General features: G+C 42.6%; 20 protein-coding genes. 7 read left to right on the top strand and 13 right to left on the bottom strand.

Annotated features, from left to right (window positions below):
• Positions 1-74: 74 nt before the first annotated feature.
• Both BM090_RS14205 and BM090_RS14200 read right to left on the bottom strand, forming a co-directional pair.
• Positions 75-3,092 (bottom strand): tetratricopeptide repeat protein, encoded by a 3,018-nt coding sequence (locus tag BM090_RS14205; protein ID WP_091514628.1) that lies wholly within the window; start codon positions 3,090-3,092, stop codon positions 75-77.
• A gap of 100 nt (positions 3,093-3,192) precedes the next feature.
• Positions 3,193-3,630 carry a ribosomal eL19 family protein gene (locus BM090_RS14200; protein ID WP_091514626.1) on the bottom strand — a complete coding sequence of 146 codons (438 nt, stop codon included), beginning with the start codon at positions 3,628-3,630 and terminating at the stop codon, positions 3,193-3,195.
• An 86-nt stretch (positions 3,631-3,716) separates the two neighbouring features.
• Between BM090_RS14200 and BM090_RS14195 the strand changes: the two genes are divergently transcribed.
• The gene (locus tag BM090_RS14195; RefSeq protein ID WP_091514622.1) at positions 3,717-5,444 is read left to right on the top strand and encodes a tetratricopeptide repeat protein; all 1,728 of its coding nucleotides are present in this window, start codon (positions 3,717-3,719) and stop codon (positions 5,442-5,444) included.
• A 62-nt stretch (positions 5,445-5,506) separates the two neighbouring features.
• Here BM090_RS14195 and BM090_RS14190 read toward each other — a convergent pair whose 3' ends face one another.
• A complete protein-coding gene (locus tag BM090_RS14190) occupies positions 5,507-6,172 on the bottom strand; it encodes an ATP-binding protein (protein ID WP_091514619.1) in 666 nt (221 codons plus the stop codon).
• Positions 6,173-6,416: 244 nt separating this feature from the next.
• Here BM090_RS14190 and clpB point away from each other — a divergent pair, with 244 nt between their 5' ends.
• Entirely contained in the window at positions 6,417-9,026 is a 2,610-nt protein-coding gene (clpB, locus tag BM090_RS14185) for an ATP-dependent chaperone ClpB (protein WP_091514617.1), read from the top strand.
• A 77-nt stretch (positions 9,027-9,103) separates the two neighbouring features.
• Here the strand turns inward: clpB and BM090_RS14180 are convergent, their stop codons facing one another.
• The 3 genes from BM090_RS14180 to BM090_RS14170 form a co-directional block, all read right to left on the bottom strand.
• Complete coding sequence (locus tag BM090_RS14180; RefSeq protein WP_091514613.1) at positions 9,104-9,448, bottom strand: hypothetical protein; 345 nt, start codon at positions 9,446-9,448, stop codon at positions 9,104-9,106.
• A 6-nt stretch (positions 9,449-9,454) separates the two neighbouring features.
• Entirely contained in the window at positions 9,455-10,258 is an 804-nt protein-coding gene (locus BM090_RS14175; RefSeq protein WP_091514610.1) for a type II toxin-antitoxin system antitoxin SocA domain-containing protein, read from the bottom strand.
• 214 nt (positions 10,259-10,472) lie between these two features.
• Positions 10,473-10,820: a hypothetical protein gene (locus BM090_RS14170; protein WP_143083984.1), complete on the bottom strand. Its 348-nt coding sequence runs from the start codon at positions 10,818-10,820 to the stop codon at positions 10,473-10,475.
• Positions 10,821-11,064: 244 nt separating this feature from the next.
• Between BM090_RS14170 and BM090_RS14165 the strand changes: the two genes are divergently transcribed.
• The 5 genes from BM090_RS14165 (at position 11,065) to cmk (ending at position 16,607) form a co-directional block, all read left to right on the top strand.
• Positions 11,065-13,554, top strand: coding sequence for a YfhO family protein (locus BM090_RS14165; protein ID WP_177199946.1), 2,490 nt, complete (start codon positions 11,065-11,067; stop codon positions 13,552-13,554).
• Positions 13,555-13,599: 45 nt separating this feature from the next.
• Positions 13,600-14,241, top strand: a complete 642-nt coding sequence (locus BM090_RS14160) for a porin family protein (RefSeq protein WP_177199945.1) — start codon at positions 13,600-13,602, stop codon at positions 14,239-14,241.
• 497 nt (positions 14,242-14,738) lie between these two features.
• Complete coding sequence (rfaD, locus tag BM090_RS14155) at positions 14,739-15,704, top strand: ADP-glyceromanno-heptose 6-epimerase (protein WP_091514597.1); 966 nt, start codon at positions 14,739-14,741, stop codon at positions 15,702-15,704.
• A 25-nt stretch (positions 15,705-15,729) separates the two neighbouring features.
• Positions 15,730-15,870, top strand: coding sequence for a hypothetical protein (locus BM090_RS18450; RefSeq protein ID WP_177199944.1), 141 nt, complete (start codon positions 15,730-15,732; stop codon positions 15,868-15,870).
• A 41-nt stretch (positions 15,871-15,911) separates the two neighbouring features.
• A complete protein-coding gene (gene cmk / locus BM090_RS14150; RefSeq protein WP_091514593.1) occupies positions 15,912-16,607 on the top strand; it encodes a (d)CMP kinase in 696 nt (231 codons plus the stop codon).
• 80 nt (positions 16,608-16,687) lie between these two features.
• On the opposite strand, the gene BM090_RS14145 is transcribed toward cmk, so the two are convergent.
• From BM090_RS14145 to BM090_RS14115, 7 genes are all read right to left on the bottom strand, one after another.
• Positions 16,688-16,897: an alkylphosphonate utilization protein gene (locus BM090_RS14145; RefSeq protein WP_091514589.1), complete on the bottom strand. Its 210-nt coding sequence runs from the start codon at positions 16,895-16,897 to the stop codon at positions 16,688-16,690.
• Positions 16,898-16,973: 76 nt separating this feature from the next.
• A complete protein-coding gene (locus tag BM090_RS14140; RefSeq protein ID WP_091514586.1) occupies positions 16,974-17,978 on the bottom strand; it encodes a T9SS type A sorting domain-containing protein in 1,005 nt (334 codons plus the stop codon).
• Between the two features lie 48 nt (positions 17,979-18,026).
• Positions 18,027-19,280: a hypothetical protein gene (locus BM090_RS14135; RefSeq protein WP_091514582.1), complete on the bottom strand. Its 1,254-nt coding sequence runs from the start codon at positions 19,278-19,280 to the stop codon at positions 18,027-18,029.
• A 228-nt stretch (positions 19,281-19,508) separates the two neighbouring features.
• The gene (locus BM090_RS14130; protein ID WP_091514579.1) at positions 19,509-20,105 is read right to left on the bottom strand and encodes a hypothetical protein; all 597 of its coding nucleotides are present in this window, start codon (positions 20,103-20,105) and stop codon (positions 19,509-19,511) included.
• 42 nt (positions 20,106-20,147) lie between these two features.
• Entirely contained in the window at positions 20,148-20,501 is a 354-nt protein-coding gene (locus BM090_RS14125; RefSeq protein ID WP_091514575.1) for a DoxX family protein, read from the bottom strand.
• A 32-nt stretch (positions 20,502-20,533) separates the two neighbouring features.
• Positions 20,534-21,208 carry a class I SAM-dependent methyltransferase gene (locus tag BM090_RS14120; RefSeq protein WP_091514572.1) on the bottom strand — a complete coding sequence of 225 codons (675 nt, stop codon included), beginning with the start codon at positions 21,206-21,208 and terminating at the stop codon, positions 20,534-20,536.
• A gap of 41 nt (positions 21,209-21,249) precedes the next feature.
• Entirely contained in the window at positions 21,250-21,672 is a 423-nt protein-coding gene (locus tag BM090_RS14115) for an RrF2 family transcriptional regulator (RefSeq protein WP_091514570.1), read from the bottom strand.
• Between the last annotated feature and the right edge of the window lie 11 nt (positions 21,673-21,683).

Raw genomic sequence — 21,683 nt, 5'->3', positions numbered from 1 at the left:
AAAATCTATTTTTTATCCATAAAAAACGGCTGTACTTGCGTACAACCGTCTTCTTTTTATTCTCAGCTAATATTTTAGCTGGCCGTAAAAGTGGCCACTTTTTTCATAAACTGTTCAAATTCTGCGGGTTTGAGATAGTTTTTAAGTTTAGCAATCTCATCATCAGTCAGAATGTCCATGTTGAGGCGGAAGCATTGCAGCACATATTCTTGACGCACTTTGTCGGCGCGTGGGTTTGTATTCAGGGCATTGACCAGCGCATCGTAAGCGGCTTGTTTGTCGCCTTCGGCATTAAGCGCGGCGCAAACATCCAAAATCACTTGTTCATCAAATGGCGTAGATTCTAAAGCCTTCGCAAACAACGTTTTGGCTTGCGGCTGTTTGAGTTTGTAAGCGGCCATCGCCTCAAAATACGGATTCCATTGCGCGTGCCAAATGTTGCGCGGCTCGTTGGCAATGGCATTTCGCAAAATATTGCCGTCTGTTTGGGCTACTTGTCTGTATTTCAAATCCCTGAAATGGTATTCGTTGCGTGTTTTTTGGTCGGCATTGGAGGCGTTTAGCTCGGCGGTACGCAACACGTCGGCGAGGGCTTCGGGTTGGTTTTCTTTTGCATAAAAATCTGCTAACTCACACGCCGCCATTACTTTATAATTCACGTCCGTAAAGCTGGCCAAGACTTTGGCGCGTAGCTGCTCGGACATTTGCGCTTTGCGGTAATGCAAGGCCAACAGTCGCGAACTTTCGGCCATGCCTGCAAGCTCGGTTTCGGAAGTTTTCGTCAAAATATTGTTCATGATTTTGGCTACTTCATTGCTCGTGTCGGCGGCGGCTATTTTCTGCCAATAACTCAACGACCTTTCCAACTCGCCATTTTCAGCCAAAGCCATCGCATAATTTATCACGCTGTTGGCATCGGTGGAATTAAGCAAACGGAAATACGCTTTCACCACCAACGGCCACGCTTGCTGCTGCGAAAGCCATTGCGCGTGCATTTCCGTGTAAGAAGTCGCATCTTCGTTGTACGACAAATCCAGTTGCGCCAACAAGTCATAACCTTTCAGGTGCTGACCCGCATAATAGTAGTTAATGGCTTGCGCAAATTTGAGTTTGGACGAATAATCCGCATTCGCGTTTTTCACGCGCAACGACTGCAACACAGGCGCGGCGGCAGTGTCGGCACGCTGCACGGCATTGATGGCCACATTAAACAAATACCCAAACGTCACCGCGTCCAGTGTCGTATCTGGCAAATGTGTTTTTGCATCAAAAGCCTTTGCATCAGGTTTTTGCGCCAAATTGAGCAAAGCCAATCGGTTGGTTTGGTAAGGGGTATAATTGAAATATTCGGGCAGATACGGGATAGAATCCAGCGTTTTGGCCAAATCCCGACGCGCCAAAAAGCCCAACAAATTGGTTTGCGGTACGGGTTTAAATTGCTTGTCCGCGAAGCCATATTCTTCGGCCTTCCCGAAATAATGTGCTGCCGAATCTGCAAACTTAGTTTCCATGTACGCCAACGCCAAGTTGTTGTACAACACGCCACTTTCGGGGAACTCGCGCAAGCCTTCGCGCAGCGTAAACATGGCTTCAATTACTTGTTTGGTGTTGAGGTAATAATTACTCAAACCCACAAAAGTCTGTTCGGTTGGTTTTTTGCGTAAAGCCTGTTTGTAATACGCTGCCGCCCGAATCGGGTCTTCTTGTTTTTGGTAAATGCTGGCAATGGCGTAGTTGGAATGGTGATTTTGGTATTCGTTGGCGAGGGCTTCTTCATAAAATTTTTGTGCCAAAGGCATATCCCCAAACGCGTAATAAGTATCGCCCAAACCATTGTAATAAGCGGCTTTGGATTGATAATATTGAAAACGGCTGGCTGCCACCACAAACACAAACACACCAGTCAGGCCGAGCAATTGCACGCCCAACACAGGCATATAACGCGGTTCGTACATGACGCGGTGCGCTTTGGCGGCGCGGTTCATAATGTCGGAATAATTCACAAAAACATAAATGAAAAAAGCCGTTCCGAACGACAAATGCGAATACAACACCGCATCTTCAAACACTTCTACCAACGGGTCGTTGGCCGATGTGAAGGCATAGGCAATCGTAGCGAAAGCCACCACCGCCAAGCCCACAAAAAACACCGCACCCGTTGGGGCAAAACGCATAATGCTTTTGTATAAAACTTCTTTTTTCTGGAAATGCCAAAGCCCCACCACTGCCGAGACAATCAGCAACCAGAACATATTGAAATACACCATGTCCATACTCCAAACCATGCGGTTACGCAAGTGCAGCAACAGCAAATTACCCAAATACAACACCATCAGGATACTGAAATTGAGCATATTATTGCTTTTGCCTTGCGCCTTAGAGTCGGTCATGAGTACATAAAAAACCGCTGGAATATCAAAAGCCACCAACGCCACAAATAGCAAGGCCAACACCAATGGCACAGCCAAACCATAGTTGGCCAAATACAATTCGGGGTTGGGAACGGTTGCCCCGTACAGTACCACCGCCGACAACGCCACCGCCAACAGCGCAAACACTACTACACGTTTGTACAAATTAGTGTGGGGCGCAAAGGCATGAAAGTAGTAACTCAATCCTCCGAAAAGCACCAACACCACACCCAACGGAATTTGGTTGTCGAGGCCAAAAATACCCAAAATATCAAGGCGCAAATACGCAAAAAACGCAATGATGGCCGTAATGCCCACGTAGTACCAAAGTCGCGTAAAGTCCGAAATCGCACTGACAATCAGCACCACACCCGCCAACAACAAAGCCAAATACACACGCGCCGCCAACGGACTGACTTGCAAAGCTCCCGCCGCAAAACGCTGTGTTACATAATAACTGTCCGTTTCGACTACCTGCGTGAACAAACTACGCGGAAACGCATCCAGAGGCACGCGCATGGTTGCCGTCGCCGTTTCGAGTTGTAGCGGAATGGCCGTCGGCGTACCCACATAATAACCGTACAAATAATAGCCCATCACGGCCACAAACAGCACTAACAAACTTACAAAGAGGCGGCGTTGTGGCTGTGGCCACGCCTGCCAGAAAAACAGTTGTTGCATTATGGTTGAATAAGAAATTTTCTATAAAAAGGAGCATTCGGGCTACAAAGAAAAGCCTATCGGCGCAATGTTTCAACTACACGCGCAAAAACCTACGTCCTTAAGCTCTTACGCTGTCATTAATCGGGCTAAATCTTTGGGCGGAAAGAATAAATCTTTTCGCGGAAGCAATAAATCTTTTGACGGGAAGAATAAATCTTTTAGCGGGAACAATAAATCTTTTAGCGGAAGCAATAAATCCTTTGACGGGAAGAATAAATCCTTTAGCGGAAGCAATAAATTCTTTGGCGGGAAGGATAAATCTTTTGATGGGAAGAATAAATCCTTTAGCGGGAAGAATAAATCTTTTCGCGGAAGCAATAAATCCTTTGGCGGGAAGAATAAATCTTTTCGCGGAAGCAATAAATCTTTGGGCGGAAAGAATAAATCTTTTCGCGGAAGCAATGGCAAGAATAATATGTGGTTTGTGAGGACACAAACCACGGAGGAAAAAAAGCCCTCCCAGTAGGAAAGGTTGGGTGGGGTATCCCACAAACAAAAACCTACACCACTTTTGGAAAACCTATTCATTCGGCACTATATTTACATTTCACTCATCTCTACCCAAAAACCATCGCATTATTTATGGCCGAACCGAAAGAAGTCCGCAAACAAGACATACCACAACCCAAAGAAATCTCTCACAAAGAGTTTGTTCGTCATTTTCAATCTTGTACCGAAAAGAAATTCGGGCGATTTTGTTTTATCACAGGTGCAGGTACGTCTTTCACCTCCAAAATTCCTACGGGAGCAACATTGGCCAAACGCTGGCTAACAGAAATTTATGACGAGAATTGGAAAAAGCAAAAAGGAATCACCGACGACAACGCACCCACTCATTACAGTGCCATTTACGAAAAAAGATTTGAGATAGACCCCAAAGAAGGCGCAGCGACCCTCGAAGAACTCATGGCCGACAAAGAACCCAGCGTAGGGTATTCTATTTTGGCGCAAATACTCTCCAAAACGCCACACCGTTTGGTCATTACAACGAATTTCGATAGCCTCATAGAAGACGCGCTATTCATTTATACCGATGCCAAACCTTTGGTATTGGGGCATTATGCCTTAGCCAATTACGTGAATATCTTTTCCAAACGCCCCATCATCGCCAAAATACACCAAGACCTTCTGTTTGACCCCAAAAACAACCCAGAGGATACAAGCCAACTCGACGAAAACTGGGAGCATAGTCTTACCAAAGTGCTGGAAAACTACACGCCTATCGTAATAGGCTACGGTGGCAACGATGGTAGCCTCATGGATTTTCTGAGAAATCAAAAACAACCCAAAGGAATGTTTTGGCTGTATAGAGAAGCTGACGGCAAGCCGCGACAAGAAATTTTGGACTTGGTGGCAAGCTACAGCGGAAGTATTGTGCCGATTAATGGTTTTGATGAAATAATGTTTGCACTCAACGAAACACTTGGTTTCCCTCTGCTCAATAATGTCATTGAGGAAAAAGCCGAAAAACGCGCCAACGCTTACAAAAAGCAAGTAGATGAACTTCGTAAGAATGCGGATACCGAAACCAAAGAAGCCATCATCACGGCGGCCAAACAACAGCCCGAAGATTGGTGGTCTTGGCAACTACAAATCAATGAGGAGAAAGACCCCGACAAGCAAAATGAAATGTATTTGGAAGGAATAAATCTATTTCCTAATAGTACTGGACTAATCAACAACTATGCTGTTTTCCTTTACATTACTTATCAAGACTACGATAACGCAAAGGAATATTATCTTAAAGCCTTAGCACAAGAACCTAACAACGCTAGTTTTTATAGTAACTATGCTATTTTCCTTAATACTATTCATCAAGACTACGATAAAGCAGAGAATCTTTATAATAAAGCTTTAATACAAAAACCTAATGATGCTGGTTTTCTAAATAACTATGCACTTTTTCTTTTAGATATTCGCAAAGATTACGATAAAGCAGATGAGTATTTCCTAAAAGGAATAATTATAGACCCTGATGACGCAAACATTTTTGGTAATTATGCCAAAAACAAAATAGTACAAGGCTTATACCCCGAAGCCCAAGAGCTTATCTATAAGGCTTTTGAGTTAAATAATAATGAAGAAAATAGTATCTTATTAGAACTTTGGTTTTATCGCTATGCTATTTTCTGGGAGCAGGATTTGGCGCAAGCCGCCCAAGCCATACAGCAGTTATTAGACAAAGGGATTCGTTTGCCTTATTTTAATTTGGAGGTAGTTTGCCAAAGGGCGCAGGAACTCAAGCACCCCGATATGGCACAGGTCTTGGCCTTTCAGCAAGCCATCAACACCCCGCCACCAATCAAGTAAACCCCACCCAACCCTCCGAACAACATTATCTTATCTATTCTAATCTCCCCGTTTCATTTATTTTACTCCGCCCCCGCCACCGTTTTAAGTGTGTATTGGTCTTGCCCTTCTTCGTACGGGTGAATTTGCAAAATGCCATTGATAACCAACAACACCAATGTCCGTGAAGCAACTTTGGATTTGATGCCCGCCAATGCCGCGAAAGTTTCCAGTGTGATGTAAGGGTGTTTGTCCAGATACTCCAATAAAAGTTTTTCTTTTTCCCCGAACAAAAAACGAATGCTTCGGCCTTGTGCCCTGATTTTCAGGATTTCGCGCACTTCGCGGCTGGCCTGAATGCTGCGGTCGGCCACGCGCACATACACTTTCCCTAACTTTTGTTCAAAATCATAAAGTACCGAATATGGCTTTTGCGTGCCTTCTTTTATTTCCAAAGCCAATACCGAAACCTCATCAGAAATCGGCACACGGTACAAACGGTAGTCTGGAATAGGATAACAATATTTTTGGATAGCATTTTCAATGGTATATTCTTCTTCGTCGGGATTGGCAAAACCATAAATCGTTTTGTTGTCTTCCACGCCGAGCAGCAACAAGCCGCCGCCTTCTGTATTTGCAAAAGCCACAATCTCTTTCATGATTTTGTCGGGGTGAGCCGCTTTGCGCTTAAACTCAACGTGTTGGTTTTCGCCTGCGGCCACAATGCGTTTGAGGTCTTTGAAGTTCATGGGCTTTTTTTAAAAGAAATTTATTGTTTTTATCTATTAAAACCACAAACAGGCCGCTTTAGTTTAATAACCAAAACGGACATTTTGGCATTTTTATTTGAAGCAAAAACGGCAAAAGCGGACATTTTGTCTTGAAATTATTTAATAAAAAATACTTTTGTGGCTAAAAGCCTGATAATGAAATAGTGTGTAAATTTCTGCATCAATTTTGTAAAAACACTTTCAACTAACATCTTACAAAACGATGAACTTTAATAACTATACCATCAAATCGCAGGAAGCCATCCAAAAGGCAACCGAAATTGCGGCCTCAGCAGGTCAGCAAGCGATAGAAACAGGCCATTTGCTGCAAGCTATTCTTGTTTCGGACGAAAACATGATAGCTTTCTTACTCAAAAAACTCAACATTAACCGCAACCTATTAGAAACCAAACTCGGCGAGGCGTTACAATCGTACGCACGCACCGACGGAAGTCCGTATTTGGCCAACGATGCCGCCGCCGCTTTGCAAAAAGCAACTTCTTTTCTGAAAGAATTTGGCGATGAGTATGTAGCCATCGAACATATTTTGTTGGGCTTGTTGGCGGGTAAAGACCGCATTGCGCAGGCCATGAAAGACGCAGGTTTTGCGGAAAAAGAATTGAAATTGGCCATCAAAGAATTGCGCGGCAATGCTCGCGTAACCGACCAACACGCCGAAGGCAAATACAAATCCTTAGAGCGTTATTCCAAAAACCTGAACGAGTTGGCCAAAGCGGGTAAAATAGACCCCGTAATTGGGCGCGACGAAGAAATACGCCGCGTGTTGCAGATTTTGAGCCGCCGTACTAAAAACAATCCTATTTTGCTTGGAGAGCCTGGTGTTGGTAAAACGGCTATCGTGGAAGGTTTGGCGCAACGTATCGTAAGCGGAGACGTTCCCGAAAACCTTAAAACCAAAACATTAGTATCTTTGGACATGGGGCTTTTGGTGGCTGGAGCTAAATACAAAGGCGAGTTTGAAGAACGTTTAAAGACTGTAATAAAGGAAGTTACGGACTCTGACGGCGAAATAATTTTGTTCATAGACGAAATACATACGCTCATTGGTGCGGGCGGTGGTGGCGAAAGTGCCATGGACGCGGCCAATTTGCTCAAACCAGCCTTAGCGCGTGGCGAACTGCATACGATTGGGGCTACTACCTTGAAAGAGTACCAAAAGTATGTAGAAAAAGATAAGGCTTTGGAACGTCGTTTTCAGGCCGTTATGGTGGACGAACCCTCTGTTCCTGATGCCATTTCGATTTTGAGAGGGATAAAAGAAAAATATGAGTTGCATCACGGCGTGCGCATCAAAGACGATGCGGTAATCGCAGCCGTTGAGCTTTCGCACCGCTATATTTCGGATAGATTTTTGCCCGACAAAGCCATTGACCTCATGGACGAGGCCGCCTCTAAATTGCGTATCGAAATAGATTCGATGCCCGAAGAGTTGGACGAAGTGCAACGCAAAATAATGCAACTCGAAATTGAACGTGAGGCCATCAGGCGCGAAAACGACACGGAAAAAGAACAAACGCTTTCCAAAGAAATAGCCGAGCTTACGGAAGTTCGCAACGATTTGAAAGCCAAATGGCAAAACGAGAAAAACGTAATTGAGGCCATTCAGCGCGAAAAAGAAAACATTGAAAAACTCAAGTTGGAAGCCGACCAAGCCGAAAGACAAGGCGACTACGGCAAAGTGGCTGAGTTGCGCTATGGTTCGATTCGCGATGCCGAGCAACGTTTGGAAGTGCTAAACAAGCAAGTACAAGAAAAGCAAGGCGAAAACGCCATGCTCAAAGAAGTGGTTACCGCCGAAGACATTGCGGAAGTAGTGGCCAAATGGACTGGTATTCCCGTAAACAAAATGTTGCAAAGCGACCGCGACAAACTTTTGAATTTGGAAGCGGAATTGGGCAAACGCGTAGCGGGGCAAGATACTGCAATTGAGGCAATTGCCGACGCGGTACGCCGCAGCCGTGCGGGTTTGCAAGACCCAAAACGTCCGATTGGTTCGTTCATTTTCTTGGGCACGACGGGCGTAGGTAAAACCGAGTTGGCGAAGGCACTGGCCGAATATTTGTTCAATGACGATAACGCGCTGGTGCGTATCGACATGAGCGAGTTCCAAGAACGCCACGCCGTGAGCCGCCTCATTGGTGCGCCTCCCGGATATGTGGGTTACGACGAAGGCGGACAATTGACCGAAGCCGTGCGCCGCAAACCGTACAGTGTGGTGTTGCTCGACGAGATAGAAAAAGCGCACCCCGACGTATTCAACATTTTGTTGCAGGTGCTCGACGACGGTCGCCTCACCGACAACAAAGGCCGTGTAGCCAATTTCAAAAACACGATTATCATTATGACCTCCAACATTGGGGCGCATTTGATACAAGAAAACTTCTCGCACCTGACCGAAACCAACGAAGAAGACGTGGTTTTTGAGACACGCGAACAGGTTTTTGAACTTTTGAAAAAGACGATACGTCCAGAGTTTTTGAACCGTATTGATGAAATCGTGATGTTCAAACCGCTTTCGCGCAAGGAAATGCGCAAGATTGTGCAAATCCAGTTCAAACAAATTCAGCAGCGTTTGGCCGAAAGTGGCATTCGTTTGGAGTCAGAACCTGAAGTGTTGGATTATTTGGCGGAAGTGGGCTACGACCCACAATTTGGCGCAAGGCCGCTCAAACGTGTGTTGCAACGCCGTATCCTGAACGAACTTTCCAAAGAGATTTTGTCGGGACGTGTGAATAAAGATTCGGTGGTGGGCATCGTGCTCGACGACGACAAGAATATTCAGTTCGTGAATTTAGACAAAGTAGAGTTGTAATGAATAAGTAGAATGATGAAAAAGACAGGCCGCTGTATTTCTTATGGCGGCTTGTTGTTTTTTTAGGGTTTCTGCTTTTAACTGAAGTTAGCTAAAATTCTTTCCCTATCTTCTGAGTCCTTCTCATTTTTATGATATAATTCCACGAATACTATTTTGTCTTCAGCTTCAAAATGCGCATAAATCAAACGTAATCCAGAATTTACCCCTTTGCCTTTCAATGCTTTACAAGCTATTTTCTTGACCTTGATTACACACGTTTCCAGACCCAAGCCATCTATTTGAAAGCTATGAGGAGGGTGTGCGTCAGGTCGCAGTTGCAAAATACGTTTAAGTATTTCCAAGTCTTCCTGAAGCGTTCTATACTTTTTTAATAAACTTTTCAGGTCTTTATCAAATTCGGAGAGAGACTCAAAATTCATAGAAATTTATTCTTCGTTTTCGTCATACACTCTCACCGAATAGGGCTGCTCTCTATAAAAAGCCAATTCATAATCAATTTCTTTGCCTTCATCTGTGGCTTGCCAAGGCAAATCGCCATGCGAATACTCGCTAATCGCTTTCGCCGACCAGTCTGCCATTTGCTTAAGTACATAGTCCATAACGGCTGTTTCACTCGCTTTGAGTTGAAGCAAATCTGCTTTCTCCAATGGAATATACCGTGTTTGAGTATAACCGTGATAGTGCGTTTTAATACGTTGTATTTGCTGGCTTTCTAACATTTCATTGATTACCTTATCCAAACTATAAGGTACAGGCCCAAATGGTAGTTTGCGATATTTACTTCCAGTCAAATGTTCTTCGTATAATTCGTAATAGTTAAAATCAGAAAAATACAGCAATTTATATAATACCGTTTCTCCTACATTCGGTTTCCCTGCACAATACTCCAATACATACAACAATACATTTTTGAGCTTTTGTATTTGCAGCTCAGGCACAGAAATACGAATTGCCTCCTGCGCTGTTGCATGAGCAATAGAATTATCTCTTTGTAGTTTATCTACACTAAATGATTCTGACATAAAATCATCAAGAGAGAAATGAAGCACTAATGCTAATCTTTGCAACTCCAAAGCACTTATACTTCTATTTCCTAATTCTATTTGGGCTAAAGAGGGTCTGGATATGTCCAGTAACTTAGAAAGCTGTTCTTGTGATAACTCTTTTTGTTTACGAATAGCGACTATTCTCAGGCCTATTTGTTCTTGGGAAAGCGTATTAGTTATCATGGCGTATGTTTGATTTTTAATTTGTGCAAATGTAATTATGTTTTAATTTGAAACAAACAACTGTTTTAAATTAAAACATAATTACATCAAACTTATATATCGCCAATAGCTCAGATAAGCTACAAAAACAACGTCCACTACTGAAGCACGCGAATGTTTCAATAGTGGACGTTGGATATTATAACTTTTATTGTCTAAAAGTCTTCAAATCAGATTATTGAGCAGAAGCAACTGCTTTGGCAGCTGTGTCAGTTGTGGCAGCCGAATCCGCAGGAGCGGCAGCAGGAGCAGCCACTTCTTTGGCAGCCGCTACAGGTTGTGCATCACCAAAAAGTTTTGCTTTTAGGGCAGCAGCTTTCTCAGCAGCAGCAGGATCTGTTGGGTAAGTCAATTTTGATTGTTTGGCTGGGCCATTAGGGTCGCCATACACATAAGGATTTTTCGCCTCTTGTTTTTTGTTTGGCAAAGGCGTTTTGTAGCTGTATGTGTCGCAAGAAGCTAACACTAAGGTAGCAGCAAAGCCGAACAAAGTTACTGCCGAACGCATTGTAGTCTTAGTCATATCTCAATAAAAATTATAGTATCAGGAGGGATTGTATTTTCTCGGCTCAAATATATAGTCAGAAAAGCAGAATACAAAAAATATTGACCTGCTTTTTGTCATGCTTTTAGCATTTGAGCCAACAGCTATGTTTTTTGTAAAAACGCTTTTGTTTAATACTCTTATCCAATAATTTTATATCTTTCGGCGCGTATTGGTGCAATTTTTCAAGATGCACCAACAGAAAAAACCTTTTACTTCATTTATGAAAAATATCAACTTTAAGCAAGACGTACTACCGCATTTGTTGGCGATTGCCGTTTTTTTACTGTTAGTAGTCGTGTATTTTGAACCTGCCGTGTTGGGAGGCAAGCAACTCAAACAATCCGATGCCGTGCAGTGGTCGGGTGGCGCACAAGAAATCAACGCTTATCGCGACAAAACAGGCAAAGAAGCCCTTTGGACCAATTCGATGTTTGCGGGTATGCCAGCTTACACGATTTCTATTGTTTATTCGGGCGAACTACTCGAACACATCGAAAAAGCCATGCGCGTAGGTTTACCCTACCCCACGTCTATTATTTTCGTTAGTATGCTTTGCTTCTATACCATGATGTTGGCTTTTGGCGTAAGGCCGTACATGGCCATTATTGGGGCAATTGCTTTTACATTTTTCTCCTTTACCATTGTCAGTATCGAGGCGGGGCACAATAGTAAGTTGCGTGCCATGAGCTTTGCGCCGTTGGTGCTGGCGGGTATTGCGTTGGCATTCAGAGGTAAAAACCTTTGGGGCTTTGTATTGGCGGCTTTGGGCGTAGCCCTGCAAGTACGCGCAGGCCACTACCAAATCACGTATTATTTAGGTTTTATCGTGCTTTTCTGGGGTATTAGCGAGCTAATTATTTCTGTAAAAGAAGGAAAAATAAAATCTTTTGCCATCTCTACTGCGTTGCTTTTGGTAGCGGCAGGTCTGGGTATTGCCACGAACGCCGCACGCCTCTGGACGCTGCAAGAATATACGCCACTTTCGATGCGCGGCAAAACCGAACTAACGGTAAAAGACGACAACAAACCCAAAGATGGAGGTCTTGACCGCAAATATGTATTCGATTGGAGTAACTCCAAAATGGAAACTTTCACGCTCCTGATTCCGAGTTTTTACGGCGGAAGCAGTGGTGAAAGCTATGACAAAAATTCTGCCGTAGCGCGTGCCTTACAACAAAACGGCATTAGCAAAGAGCAGTTCCCGCAAGCTCCGTACTATTGGGGCGACCAGCCTTTTACTTCTGGGCCAGTGTATGCAGGCGCGATTATTTGCTTTTTGTTCGTGCTGGGCCTGCTCATCGTGGACAAACGCTACCGCTATTGGTTGGCTGCCGCTACATTGCTTTCGCTGATACTGACTTGGGGACGCAATTTTGAATCGTTCAATTATTTCTTGTTCGACCATTTCCCTGCTTACAACAAATTCAGAGCCGTAACAATGGCGATTTTCATTGCGCAACTTTGCTTGCCGCTGATGGCTTTGTTGACTTTGAAAACTTGGTTAGAAAGTCCTTTCTCCGAAAAACTCCAAAAACAATTGTTCATTGCGGTAGGTGTTACGGGTGGTTTAGCCTTAATTTTTGCCCTTGTGCCAAGTATTGCAGGTAATTTTAGTTCTGCTAACGACGAGCAAATCCGCAGCCAAGCCCCTTGGTTGGTGCAGGCCATCATGGAAGACCGCGAATCTATGTTGCGCGGCGATGCGTTCCGTAGTTTGGTATTTATTTTGCTTTCGGGCGGAGTGCTTTGGCTTTTGCTCAAAAAGAAATTGCAACCTGTTTGGGGCATTGTGGCCATTGGCGTGCTGGTGGTGTTTGATATTTGGGTAGTGGACAAACGTTATGTGAACAAAGATAATTTTGAAAGAAAAGAACAATATGCTAGCACGTTTGAGCCAACGCCTGCCGACCAAGTGATTTTGAAAGACCAATCGTTACACTACCGCGTGTCGAACTTACAAAATCCGTTTACAGAAACGCGTACTTCGTATTTTCATCATTCGTTGGGTGGTTATAGCCCTGCCAAAATCCGTCGTTATCAAGATCTTATCGAAAATAACTTGCAACGCGAAATTGGGACAGTAATCGGAGCTTTGCAACAACAAAACATGACTTACGAGGCCATCAACAATGTATTGAAAGAGCAAAAAGTATTAGCCATGCTCAATACGAAATATTTCTTGGCAGGTACTGACGCGAATGCCGTTATCTCAAATCCGTATGCGATGGGTACGGCTTGGTTTGTATCTGGTACAAAAGCGGTGGGTTCGCCAGATGAAGAAATTGCAGCGTTGAACCAGCAGTTTGAACCAGCAGTTACGGCTATTTTTGACAAAAATAAATTTACGCTCAAAAACAATAGCTTTGACACAACAGGCGCACACATTCGTTTGGTAGCTGCTACGCCAAATCATTTGGAGTACGAGTCGGACAATGCGCACAATGGCTTGGCCGTATTTTCAGAAATCTATTACGGTGCTGGTTGGAAAGCCAGCATTGATGGTGCACCAGCCGAACATTTGCGCGTAAACTATATTTTGCGTGGCATGGAAGTGCCTGCGGGCAAGCACAAAATCATATTTGATTTTGTGCCAGAATCTTATACAAAAGGTAATACCATTTCACTTATCGCTTCGTTGGCTGTAATCTTGCTAATGGTCGGTGGTGTGGCAATGGGTTTGCGTTCGGCTACAGTGAAGCCCAAAGAGTAGTTTATAACTTTGATTTATTTTTAAATTCTAACAAAAAAAATGCTTATGAAAAAAATCGTCTTAATGGCTTCTTTGCTAATGAGCCTTTCGTATGCGGCATCTGCGCAACTTAAATTCGGTTTGCGTGTAGCTCCTAATATTGCTTTTAACCGTGTGGCGGATAAGAAAAGCGATGACGGCGTTAGCTATGACAATAATGGTGCAGGCGTGCGTTTCAGTGCAGGTGTAGTGGCAGACTATTTCTTTTCGGAAAGAGCTGCATTCTCTACGGGTCTTTGGTACACGGCCAAACGTGCTGGTATTAAGGCCTCTTGGGCTGGCGGTTCGACTAAAGTCGCTTACAACAACCAATTTGTTCAGTTGCCAGTGAGTCTTAAATTCTATACCGACGATCTGAACGACGGTATGAAACTTTACTTCCAATTGGGTGGTACGATTGACGTGAAAATTTCTGAAAAACTAAAAGAAGGCACAGTAGCAAAACCAGATGAGAAATATTTCTTGCCTGTAGATGCAGGCTTGCTCTTGGGTTCGGGTATAGAAATGGAGTTGAGTGAATCTACTAAATTCTTTACGGGCTTGAGCTACAACCGCGGCTTATTGAACATGGTAAAAGATTCTGATTCTCGCAAAGCCTATCGCTTGGGTCAATCACTTCTTTCTATTGAAGCAGGTTTGAAGTTCTAATTTGTATTATTACTCATACAAAAACTCCCGATGTACATTGCTTAATTGGCGTGTATGTCGGGAGTTTTGCTTTTGTATGGCGTAAAATGCTAATAGAATACGTTCCTATGCATTTTCCTAAGCGTTAAAAGCATTATCAATGCGCCTAAATGAAATACAAAAAGCCAATATTGTTACTATTATCCGTACGAAAATAAAAATTACTCGTTCGAACATAAAAGTTATTCGTCTAAACATAAAAAAGGTAGGAAAAAAGTAAAAGAAGGGTGCGTGTTTGTTTGTAGTTTTAAGCAATATTCTAATAAAACATTCCCTCGCATTGATTTAACAATCGTAAAGAACCTTTTGGGTAGGCCTATTTCTTCTGCAATCCCCTACTCCATTGTTGTATTTTATTTGCGCAGCCGATCCAGAAGAGCATGGATATTTTACCCGTACAAGATTCCATTTTTAAGAGATTATTTCCCAAATTGCAAGCCTAACATTTTACTAAAAATATGATAGTAGTAACTGGTGCAGCAGGTTTTATTGGTAGTGTACTGATTGGCCGCCTTAACAAAGAAGGCTTTAATGCGATTGTGGCTGTAGATGATTTTTCAAAAGAGGCCAAAAAACTCAATTACGAACATAAAAATATAAAAGCGTTTGTGCCGCGTGAGCAGTTCGTGGAATGGCTGGCTGCCAACCAACAAGAAGTAGAATTTATCTTCCATATCGGCGCACGTACAGACACCACAGAGTTTGACCGCGAGGTATTTAACAAACTGAACTTGCATTACACGCAGGCCGTTTGGCAGGCTTGTTGCCGCTACCAAATTCCGTTGGTGTATGCCTCGTCAGCGGCAACTTACGGCTTGGGCGAACACGGCTACGACGACAACGAAGCGATTATTCCACAACTTAAACCGTTGAACCCTTACGGCGATTCTAAAAATGATTTTGATAAATGGGCTTTGACGCAAGCCGAAAAGCCATTTTTCTGGGCAGGATTAAAGTTTTTTAACGTATATGGACCTAACGAATATCACAAAGGCCGCATGGCTTCGGTGATCTGGCACACCTATCAACAAATCAAGAAAAACGGCGAAATGAAACTGTTCCGTTCGCATAACCCCGACTACCGCGACGGCGAACAAATGCGCGATTTCGTGTACGTGAAAGACTTGGTGGAAGTGTGTATGTTCTTGATGCACCATCGCAAAAACTCAGGGATTTACAACTTGGGCAGTGGCAAGGCACGTACATTCTTGGACTTAGCGAAAAATACATTTAAAGCGATGCAAGTGGCCGAAAATATTAGTTTTGTGGACACGCCCGCCGACATTCGGGACAAATACCAGTATTTTACGGAAGCCAATATGAGCAAGTTGCGCAGCATTGGTTATGAGAAACCGTTTCATACGTTGGAAGAAGGCGTTGCCGATTATGTAACCAATTATTTGGTGGCAGAGAAATATTATTAGTGCTTAAAAAATTATAGTAAAACCGATGAAACTATCCGTAAAATTTGTGTGGATAATGCTTTTGTGTGCTGCATTTAGTTTGGCGGCTTGTAGCAGTCAAAAAGGAAAAGGAGGTCGCCGTCAACCGCGCAAAGGCCCGATTCCTTGTCCCGTAAAAGACTGCTAGCACTTTTTAATGACATTACTTTTGTTCTTATAACCAACGATATGCGAAAGATAATCATTGCCATAGATGGCTATTCGGCTTGCGGCAAAAGCAGCACGGCCAAAATGGTGGCGGCTCGTATGGGCTATGCCTACATTGATACGGGTGCGATGTACCGAGCAGTTACTTTGTATTTTAAGGAAAATCACGTGCAAATCACCAACGAAAAAGAGGTGGAAAAAGCACTCAACGAAATTCAAATCACATTTAGGCACAACGACAAAAACAACCAAAATGAGACGTACCTCAACGGCCTAAACGTAGAAAATGAAATACGCAAAATGTACATCTCTGAGCAGGTAAGCGAAGTAAGTGCCTTGCCGCAAGTGCGTCACGCGATGGTAGCTCAACAGCAACGTATGGGCAAAAAGCGGGGCATTGTCATGGACGGCCGCGACATCGGGACAATGGTATTCCCTGATGCCGAGCTTAAAATATTTATGGAAGCAGATATGCAGGTTCGTGCCGTACGCCGCCAACAAGAACTGTTGGAGAAAAAACAAATGGTGAATCTGGAGGATATTGTCAAGAATCTGGAACACCGCGACCATCTGGACACTACGCGCAAAGAAAGCCCGTTGGTGCGTGCACAAGATGCTTATTTGCTGGATAGCAGCTACATCACCCTCGAAGAACAAGTAGAAATTGTGGTGAATATGGCCGTTTCGGAAATCTTGGTACTGGAAGGCAGGGCTTAAATCTTTCTTTTGGGTATAAACAAACAAGCGGCGCAACCAATGGTTGCGCCGCTTGTATTCAAACTATATACATTAATAAACTATACTTTCTTCAGGAAGCAAGTTTTCAGAACCATTTGTACTTTGTCCACACGGCCTTCCACCTCTTCAGGATTGTTCGTTAGGCTGATGTTTTTTACTACTTTTCCGCGTTTGATCACCGCCGAAGAGCCTTTCACTTTCAAATCCTTGATTACGTGTACCGAATCGCCTTCTTGCAACAAAGTGCCGTTGCTATCTCTTACTTCCATGATGGGTTTGTTTTTTTGTTAAAAAGTTACCAGAAATTTTGTGCAAAAATCGGTATTTTCTAAGGAAAAAGAAACCCTATTGTTTATTGAATTTCTGCGTAGAAATTTTGCCGTTTTTATCCGTTACACGAACCAAATAAGTTCCTGCGGCCAAATGACTAACATTGACCTGAGATGTTTTAGATACTACGCGCGTCTTTCCTTGCCGATCCACTACTTCTACAAAAATGATATCATCTTCTACCACTACATTCAAAACATCTGTTACGGGGTTCGGGAAAACAGAGACATTCTCTGATTTTCCTGTACCGAATCTTCCTGGAAATTCTGGATCTGGGGGAACTGGAGGGACAGGCGTAAGATCAAGAGTTGTAAAAGAGCTAATAGGAGAAGTGGCGGTAATTATCCCACAATCTCTTTCTGCACTATATTCAACTCTGATTTGATAGTAATAAGTCGTGTTATATTTTAATCCTGTTAATAATTTTGAAAAATTCGCGGTATTATTGCCTATTTGAGTTGTTAGGTTAACCGTATTATACAAATTCAAGCTACTTGTACCATAATCAATGTAAAATGTAGCAATGCTATTTTGAGGATTTACAGAAGCATTAATAATTGCACTATTGTCTGTAATACTACTAACCACCAGATTTGATATAGTAGGCACAGCAAGTGCCGTTTTAAATGATTTGGTAGCAGAATTTACTATAAGTCCATTCGCATCTGTAACTTCAAATTTATAATAATAAACGGTGTTTGGAGTAAGATTACTAAGCGTAATTCGTCGGCTAAAAATCCCCGCTCCGCTGCTTAAAACTGTTAGAGGAGCAGATCCTGCAACAAGCGAGCCCGTTCCATAACGCACTACAACACTTGTATTTCCTGATGGAGCACTAAAATCAATATTTACAGCAGCACTCGTTGCTCTAATATTAGAAGCAGATATGCCAGCAATAACAGAAGTCGCATTAATACTATACATTTCTTGTGGCGCGAAAGCATTATTCGCCCAAACTTGCGCAGGTGCGCATACAAATAGAGTAGCTGCTGAAAGCAAGCTTAAAATTGTCTTTTTCATAAAATAAAATAGTTTTTGTAATAAAAATAAAGGGTATGAAAGTATAGTTTATTTCACAGTCAATTTGCCTTGATATTTCAGGGCGTTTTGTTTGCTAATGGCCACAGGAATAGACGTATTGGCTACCAAATAATCATAATCGTCGCTCCAACGCTCCTCGAAATACACACCCACTGGTGCTTTTTCCACCAATAAATATTGTGTAGTCCAATATTTGCCCGTTTGGTCAGTGCAAACCACCACATACGTTTTACGGCGGCTCTCGGTGGTTTTTTGTACCGAACCATTAATTACTTTATCCACGTACATACTAATCCATTTTTCCAATGGGTAGGCATACACAAACTTGTATTTTAAATCAGGGTTAAGATTTTTTACCGCAGGATTGACGATAAAGTTTGCGAACTGCTCTTTGGCGGCCTCGTATTCATCTTTCGGCACGGAAGTAATCGTCGTTGGTTTTAGCTGATAATTCGCATTAACCTTCTGATTCTCTTTGCTATAATTCTTCTCGATTTCGTCCATGCGCTTTTCGTACATTTGCTTAATGCGCGAAATCGGATAATCTTTTATTTTAGCGTCCATTCCTTTTTTGTACATAAACAAATACATCTGCGTTTCGGGCAAATTGTGGCCATATACGCCCATATTAGAAGCCGCATAAGGCTCATTCGAGATATAAAACAAACCTGGTTCCAACTCAAACAAACCTTGTGGACTTACATATTCCACGCCGTCCGAAAGCGATTCGCCTTTTCCTGCAAAATGAGGATATTTCATGTTTCTTACGCCATAAGCCTCACGCAAAAAGATTTTGCCAATATTCATCATGGCCGTATAGTATTTATCTTTTTCAGAAGCGGCGATAGAGCTCGGAAACGACCAACCCATCAAAGGCACTTTTTTACTGCGGTCGGTTAGTTGCTCATAGCGCGTATGTACTTTTGCATTTTTATCTTTGTCCGAAAACTCCAAATAGATTTTAGCAATCATTCTGCCGTCTTGCTCATCATCTGTCATGGCGGCTACTGGCTGCGAGAAATAATAAATTCCGCTGCGACCTTTGGCATCTTTCTTCAAATCTGTACGTTTTTCAAGCGTTTCGTCTGCCAAATCTTCGTCCAGTTCTTTTTGTTGTTTTTTGTTTGGCTTCAAGGCTTTGGCCGCGTCGCCTTCGGGAGTACCCAATGTTTTCTCTGCTACTTTGTTCAAAAGTTTGCCTAATTGTGCATGGGCGTTAGTGGCTACGCCTATCTGAAGGGCTGCGATAAGCGCAACCGATACATATACTTTTCTTTTCATGATTGTTTTAATTTGAGGCAAAACTATACTGCATTTTGCGTACAACTTACATCAACTTTACCAATCAGGCTTTTGAATTTACCAAATCTTACTTTAAACAAATCAACCTTATTTTTTAACTATTTTTATATTAAAAATGATAATAAAAATAAAAGTTGCTTTCTTATAACCGAAAGCAACTTTTCCAGAGCAACATTAAGTGTATATGAAACAGGTTTAGCTATGCTTTTAGAACGTATAACCTACGTGGAAAGTTAAGAAATTAACCATCGGATTGATTTTGTATTTGTAAGTGCCAATCGAGTTTGTTCCCGAAACTTTAGACGTATAACCCAATCCTAACCAAGGCTTTACATAAAATCCGTTGTCAAATGGTCGCCAGTTGTAACCGATAGAAGGCATAATGAGCATATTGCTGTATTTTTCGCTTTGGCCTTCTACGTTATCGTTCTTGATTTTGATGTTTTGCACACCGCCTTGCAAGCCCACAAACCACTTATTATTCGCTTCTTTGAAATAATATTCACTGAAAAACGAGTAAGCACTCGTAATGCGCACGTTCCAGCCTTTGTCTTTGTTGGCCGACTCCATATTTACCAAAAAGTCGGGATAAGTCATCGCGTAAGTACCCGCACCCAACAACAGACGTTTGCTGTTTTTGGGCTTAATGCGCACGTGTACCGCGTAGCCTTTGAACGCATAAGTCATCGGGTCGATTTCCACCGAATAAGTCGTTTTATTTTCTGTAGTTTTTTCTTGTGCATTAGCCGTAAAACCTACCAAAATAGCAAAAATAATAGCGAAAAATTTAATTGTTTTTTTCATTTTATTAGAAGTTTTATAAGTGAATAATTTTTGATTTATTTTTTAGAAACGGCCATAAGCCACAAACAAAGACAAGGCAAAAAACAAAACAGTAGCTGGTACATCTTTGTACTCTTTATGCTGTAAGTGATACGCAAAAGCCAAGGCCATGACAATAGCAAGTCCCACAGCGGCAAGCGGCGTAAGTATGGTTGCAATGCCCAGATATAGTGGCAAAATAAGACCAATTGCACCTGCTATTTTTGATAAACAAATCACCAAAACCATGCTTGACGAATATGCTGTAAGCCAAGTCATTTTGCTTTTTAATTTGTCGCGCATCAAATACACAACCGTACCAGACATAAAAAATACAGCGGCCAAAACTGCCTGAATAATCCAAAGTGTAGTGTTCATTTTAGTATAAAATTTAAGTGTTAAAAATTATTTTAATTTGATGATTTAGTAATAATTTCTAAAGATGAATTTTGATTAAATACAAGAGATGTTTGGTAGTTTAATTTTTTTTGTTTGGCATAATTTTCGAGCCATTTAGTTTTTTGCCAACCACTTCCACGGTGCGACGTAAAAGCACGCCAAATCAAAAATGTCCAGTTATAGGCCGTAAACGGAAATCGCCAAACTTCTGCAAATGCCGACAAAAAAGAACGTTCGCCAGAAGGTGTCAGTACAATTATTTTTCCGTTGGGTTTTAACACTCGTAAAGCCTCGTTCATAAGTAAATTTTTGACCGAATCATCTACCAAAAAAAGCACCGAACAAAACGTTACTACATCGTATTGTTGGTCTGCAAAATCCAGCGGCGCATTTATTTTTTCGTATTCAAATCGCACGTTTTTGTGTTGCAATCTTTGGCGTGCGGCATCTATCATGCCCGTATCTATGTCGATGCCCGTAATGTGCAAACTCGTGTCTTTTCGGATAAGCATTTCGGGCAATTTGCCCGGCCCCGTGCCGATGTCTAACACTTGCAAATGTTGTTGGGCGGGAGCGGCCTGTGCGACTTGCTCAACCACTGGTTCTAAAAATTCGGGATACCAGCCACTGTCTTGGGCTTTCATGAAAACCGACTGCATAGACAACAAAATTGATATTAACAACATATTTAGTATATTTAGTTTTAAGTAAAAAAATATGTGATTTCTCACATAGAATTTAAAATATCTCTTAGCGTGGTGCGCCTCAACTCCTCTTTGAGTGTGGCTTCGGCGGCTTTGAGCTTTTCGCCGACAACTCTCTTGGCATTGTCGGGGCGGTTGCCCGATACGTTCAGCTCGATGTCGGTTTGGAAAAGCGGCTTTTCGCTTTCGATGGCCGTCAGGATGTCCAGCAACGTAATGTTTTCCTCAGTCTTGGCCATTCGCACACCGCCGTTCGCGCCTTCTTTGGTTTGCAGGATTCCCGCCCGCATGAGGTTGCTCAAAATCACCGACAGCGTCGGGCGCGGAATATTGAGTAACTCGCTCATTATCTTGGTAGAAATGTAGTCCGTTTCGCCGCGTCGGATTTTATCCGAAATGAAAATTAGCACCAAAATAGCTTTTGAATAAGAAAGTGTGTACGCCATAACTATATATT

The organism is Flexibacter flexilis DSM 6793 (assembly GCF_900112255.1).
Lineage (GTDB): Bacteria > Bacteroidota > Bacteroidia > Cytophagales > Flexibacteraceae > Flexibacter > Flexibacter flexilis.
This window is presented reverse-complemented; position numbering and strand designations above follow the sequence as displayed.

Bases quoted from the DNA above. Each gene is read 5' to 3' on its own strand.
- BM090_RS14205 (WP_091514628.1), bottom strand. From the start codon at position 3,092: ATGCAACAACTGTTTTTCTGGCAGGCGTGGCCACAGCCACAACGCCGC.
- BM090_RS14195 (WP_091514622.1), top strand. From the start codon at position 3,717: ATGGCCGAACCGAAAGAAGTCCGCAAACAAGACATACCACAACCCAAA.
- BM090_RS14190 (WP_091514619.1), bottom strand. From the start codon at position 6,172: ATGAACTTCAAAGACCTCAAACGCATTGTGGCCGCAGGCGAAAACCAA.
- clpB (WP_091514617.1), top strand. From the start codon at position 6,417: ATGAACTTTAATAACTATACCATCAAATCGCAGGAAGCCATCCAAAAG.
- BM090_RS14180 (WP_091514613.1), bottom strand. From the start codon at position 9,448: ATGAATTTTGAGTCTCTCTCCGAATTTGATAAAGACCTGAAAAGTTTA.
- BM090_RS14175 (WP_091514610.1), bottom strand. From the start codon at position 10,258: ATGATAACTAATACGCTTTCCCAAGAACAAATAGGCCTGAGAATAGTC.
- BM090_RS14170 (WP_143083984.1), bottom strand. From the start codon at position 10,820: ATGACTAAGACTACAATGCGTTCGGCAGTAACTTTGTTCGGCTTTGCT.
- BM090_RS14165 (WP_177199946.1), top strand. From the start codon at position 11,065: ATGAAAAATATCAACTTTAAGCAAGACGTACTACCGCATTTGTTGGCG.
- BM090_RS14160 (WP_177199945.1), top strand. From the start codon at position 13,600: ATGAAAAAAATCGTCTTAATGGCTTCTTTGCTAATGAGCCTTTCGTAT.
- rfaD (WP_091514597.1), top strand. From the start codon at position 14,739: ATGATAGTAGTAACTGGTGCAGCAGGTTTTATTGGTAGTGTACTGATT.
- BM090_RS18450 (WP_177199944.1), top strand. From the start codon at position 15,730: ATGAAACTATCCGTAAAATTTGTGTGGATAATGCTTTTGTGTGCTGCA.
- cmk (WP_091514593.1), top strand. From the start codon at position 15,912: ATGCGAAAGATAATCATTGCCATAGATGGCTATTCGGCTTGCGGCAAA.
- BM090_RS14145 (WP_091514589.1), bottom strand. From the start codon at position 16,897: ATGGAAGTAAGAGATAGCAACGGCACTTTGTTGCAAGAAGGCGATTCG.
- BM090_RS14140 (WP_091514586.1), bottom strand. From the start codon at position 17,978: ATGAAAAAGACAATTTTAAGCTTGCTTTCAGCAGCTACTCTATTTGTA.
- BM090_RS14135 (WP_091514582.1), bottom strand. From the start codon at position 19,280: ATGAAAAGAAAAGTATATGTATCGGTTGCGCTTATCGCAGCCCTTCAG.
- BM090_RS14130 (WP_091514579.1), bottom strand. From the start codon at position 20,105: ATGAAAAAAACAATTAAATTTTTCGCTATTATTTTTGCTATTTTGGTA.
- BM090_RS14125 (WP_091514575.1), bottom strand. From the start codon at position 20,501: ATGAACACTACACTTTGGATTATTCAGGCAGTTTTGGCCGCTGTATTT.
- BM090_RS14120 (WP_091514572.1), bottom strand. From the start codon at position 21,208: ATGTTGTTAATATCAATTTTGTTGTCTATGCAGTCGGTTTTCATGAAA.
- BM090_RS14115 (WP_091514570.1), bottom strand. From the start codon at position 21,672: ATGGCGTACACACTTTCTTATTCAAAAGCTATTTTGGTGCTAATTTTC.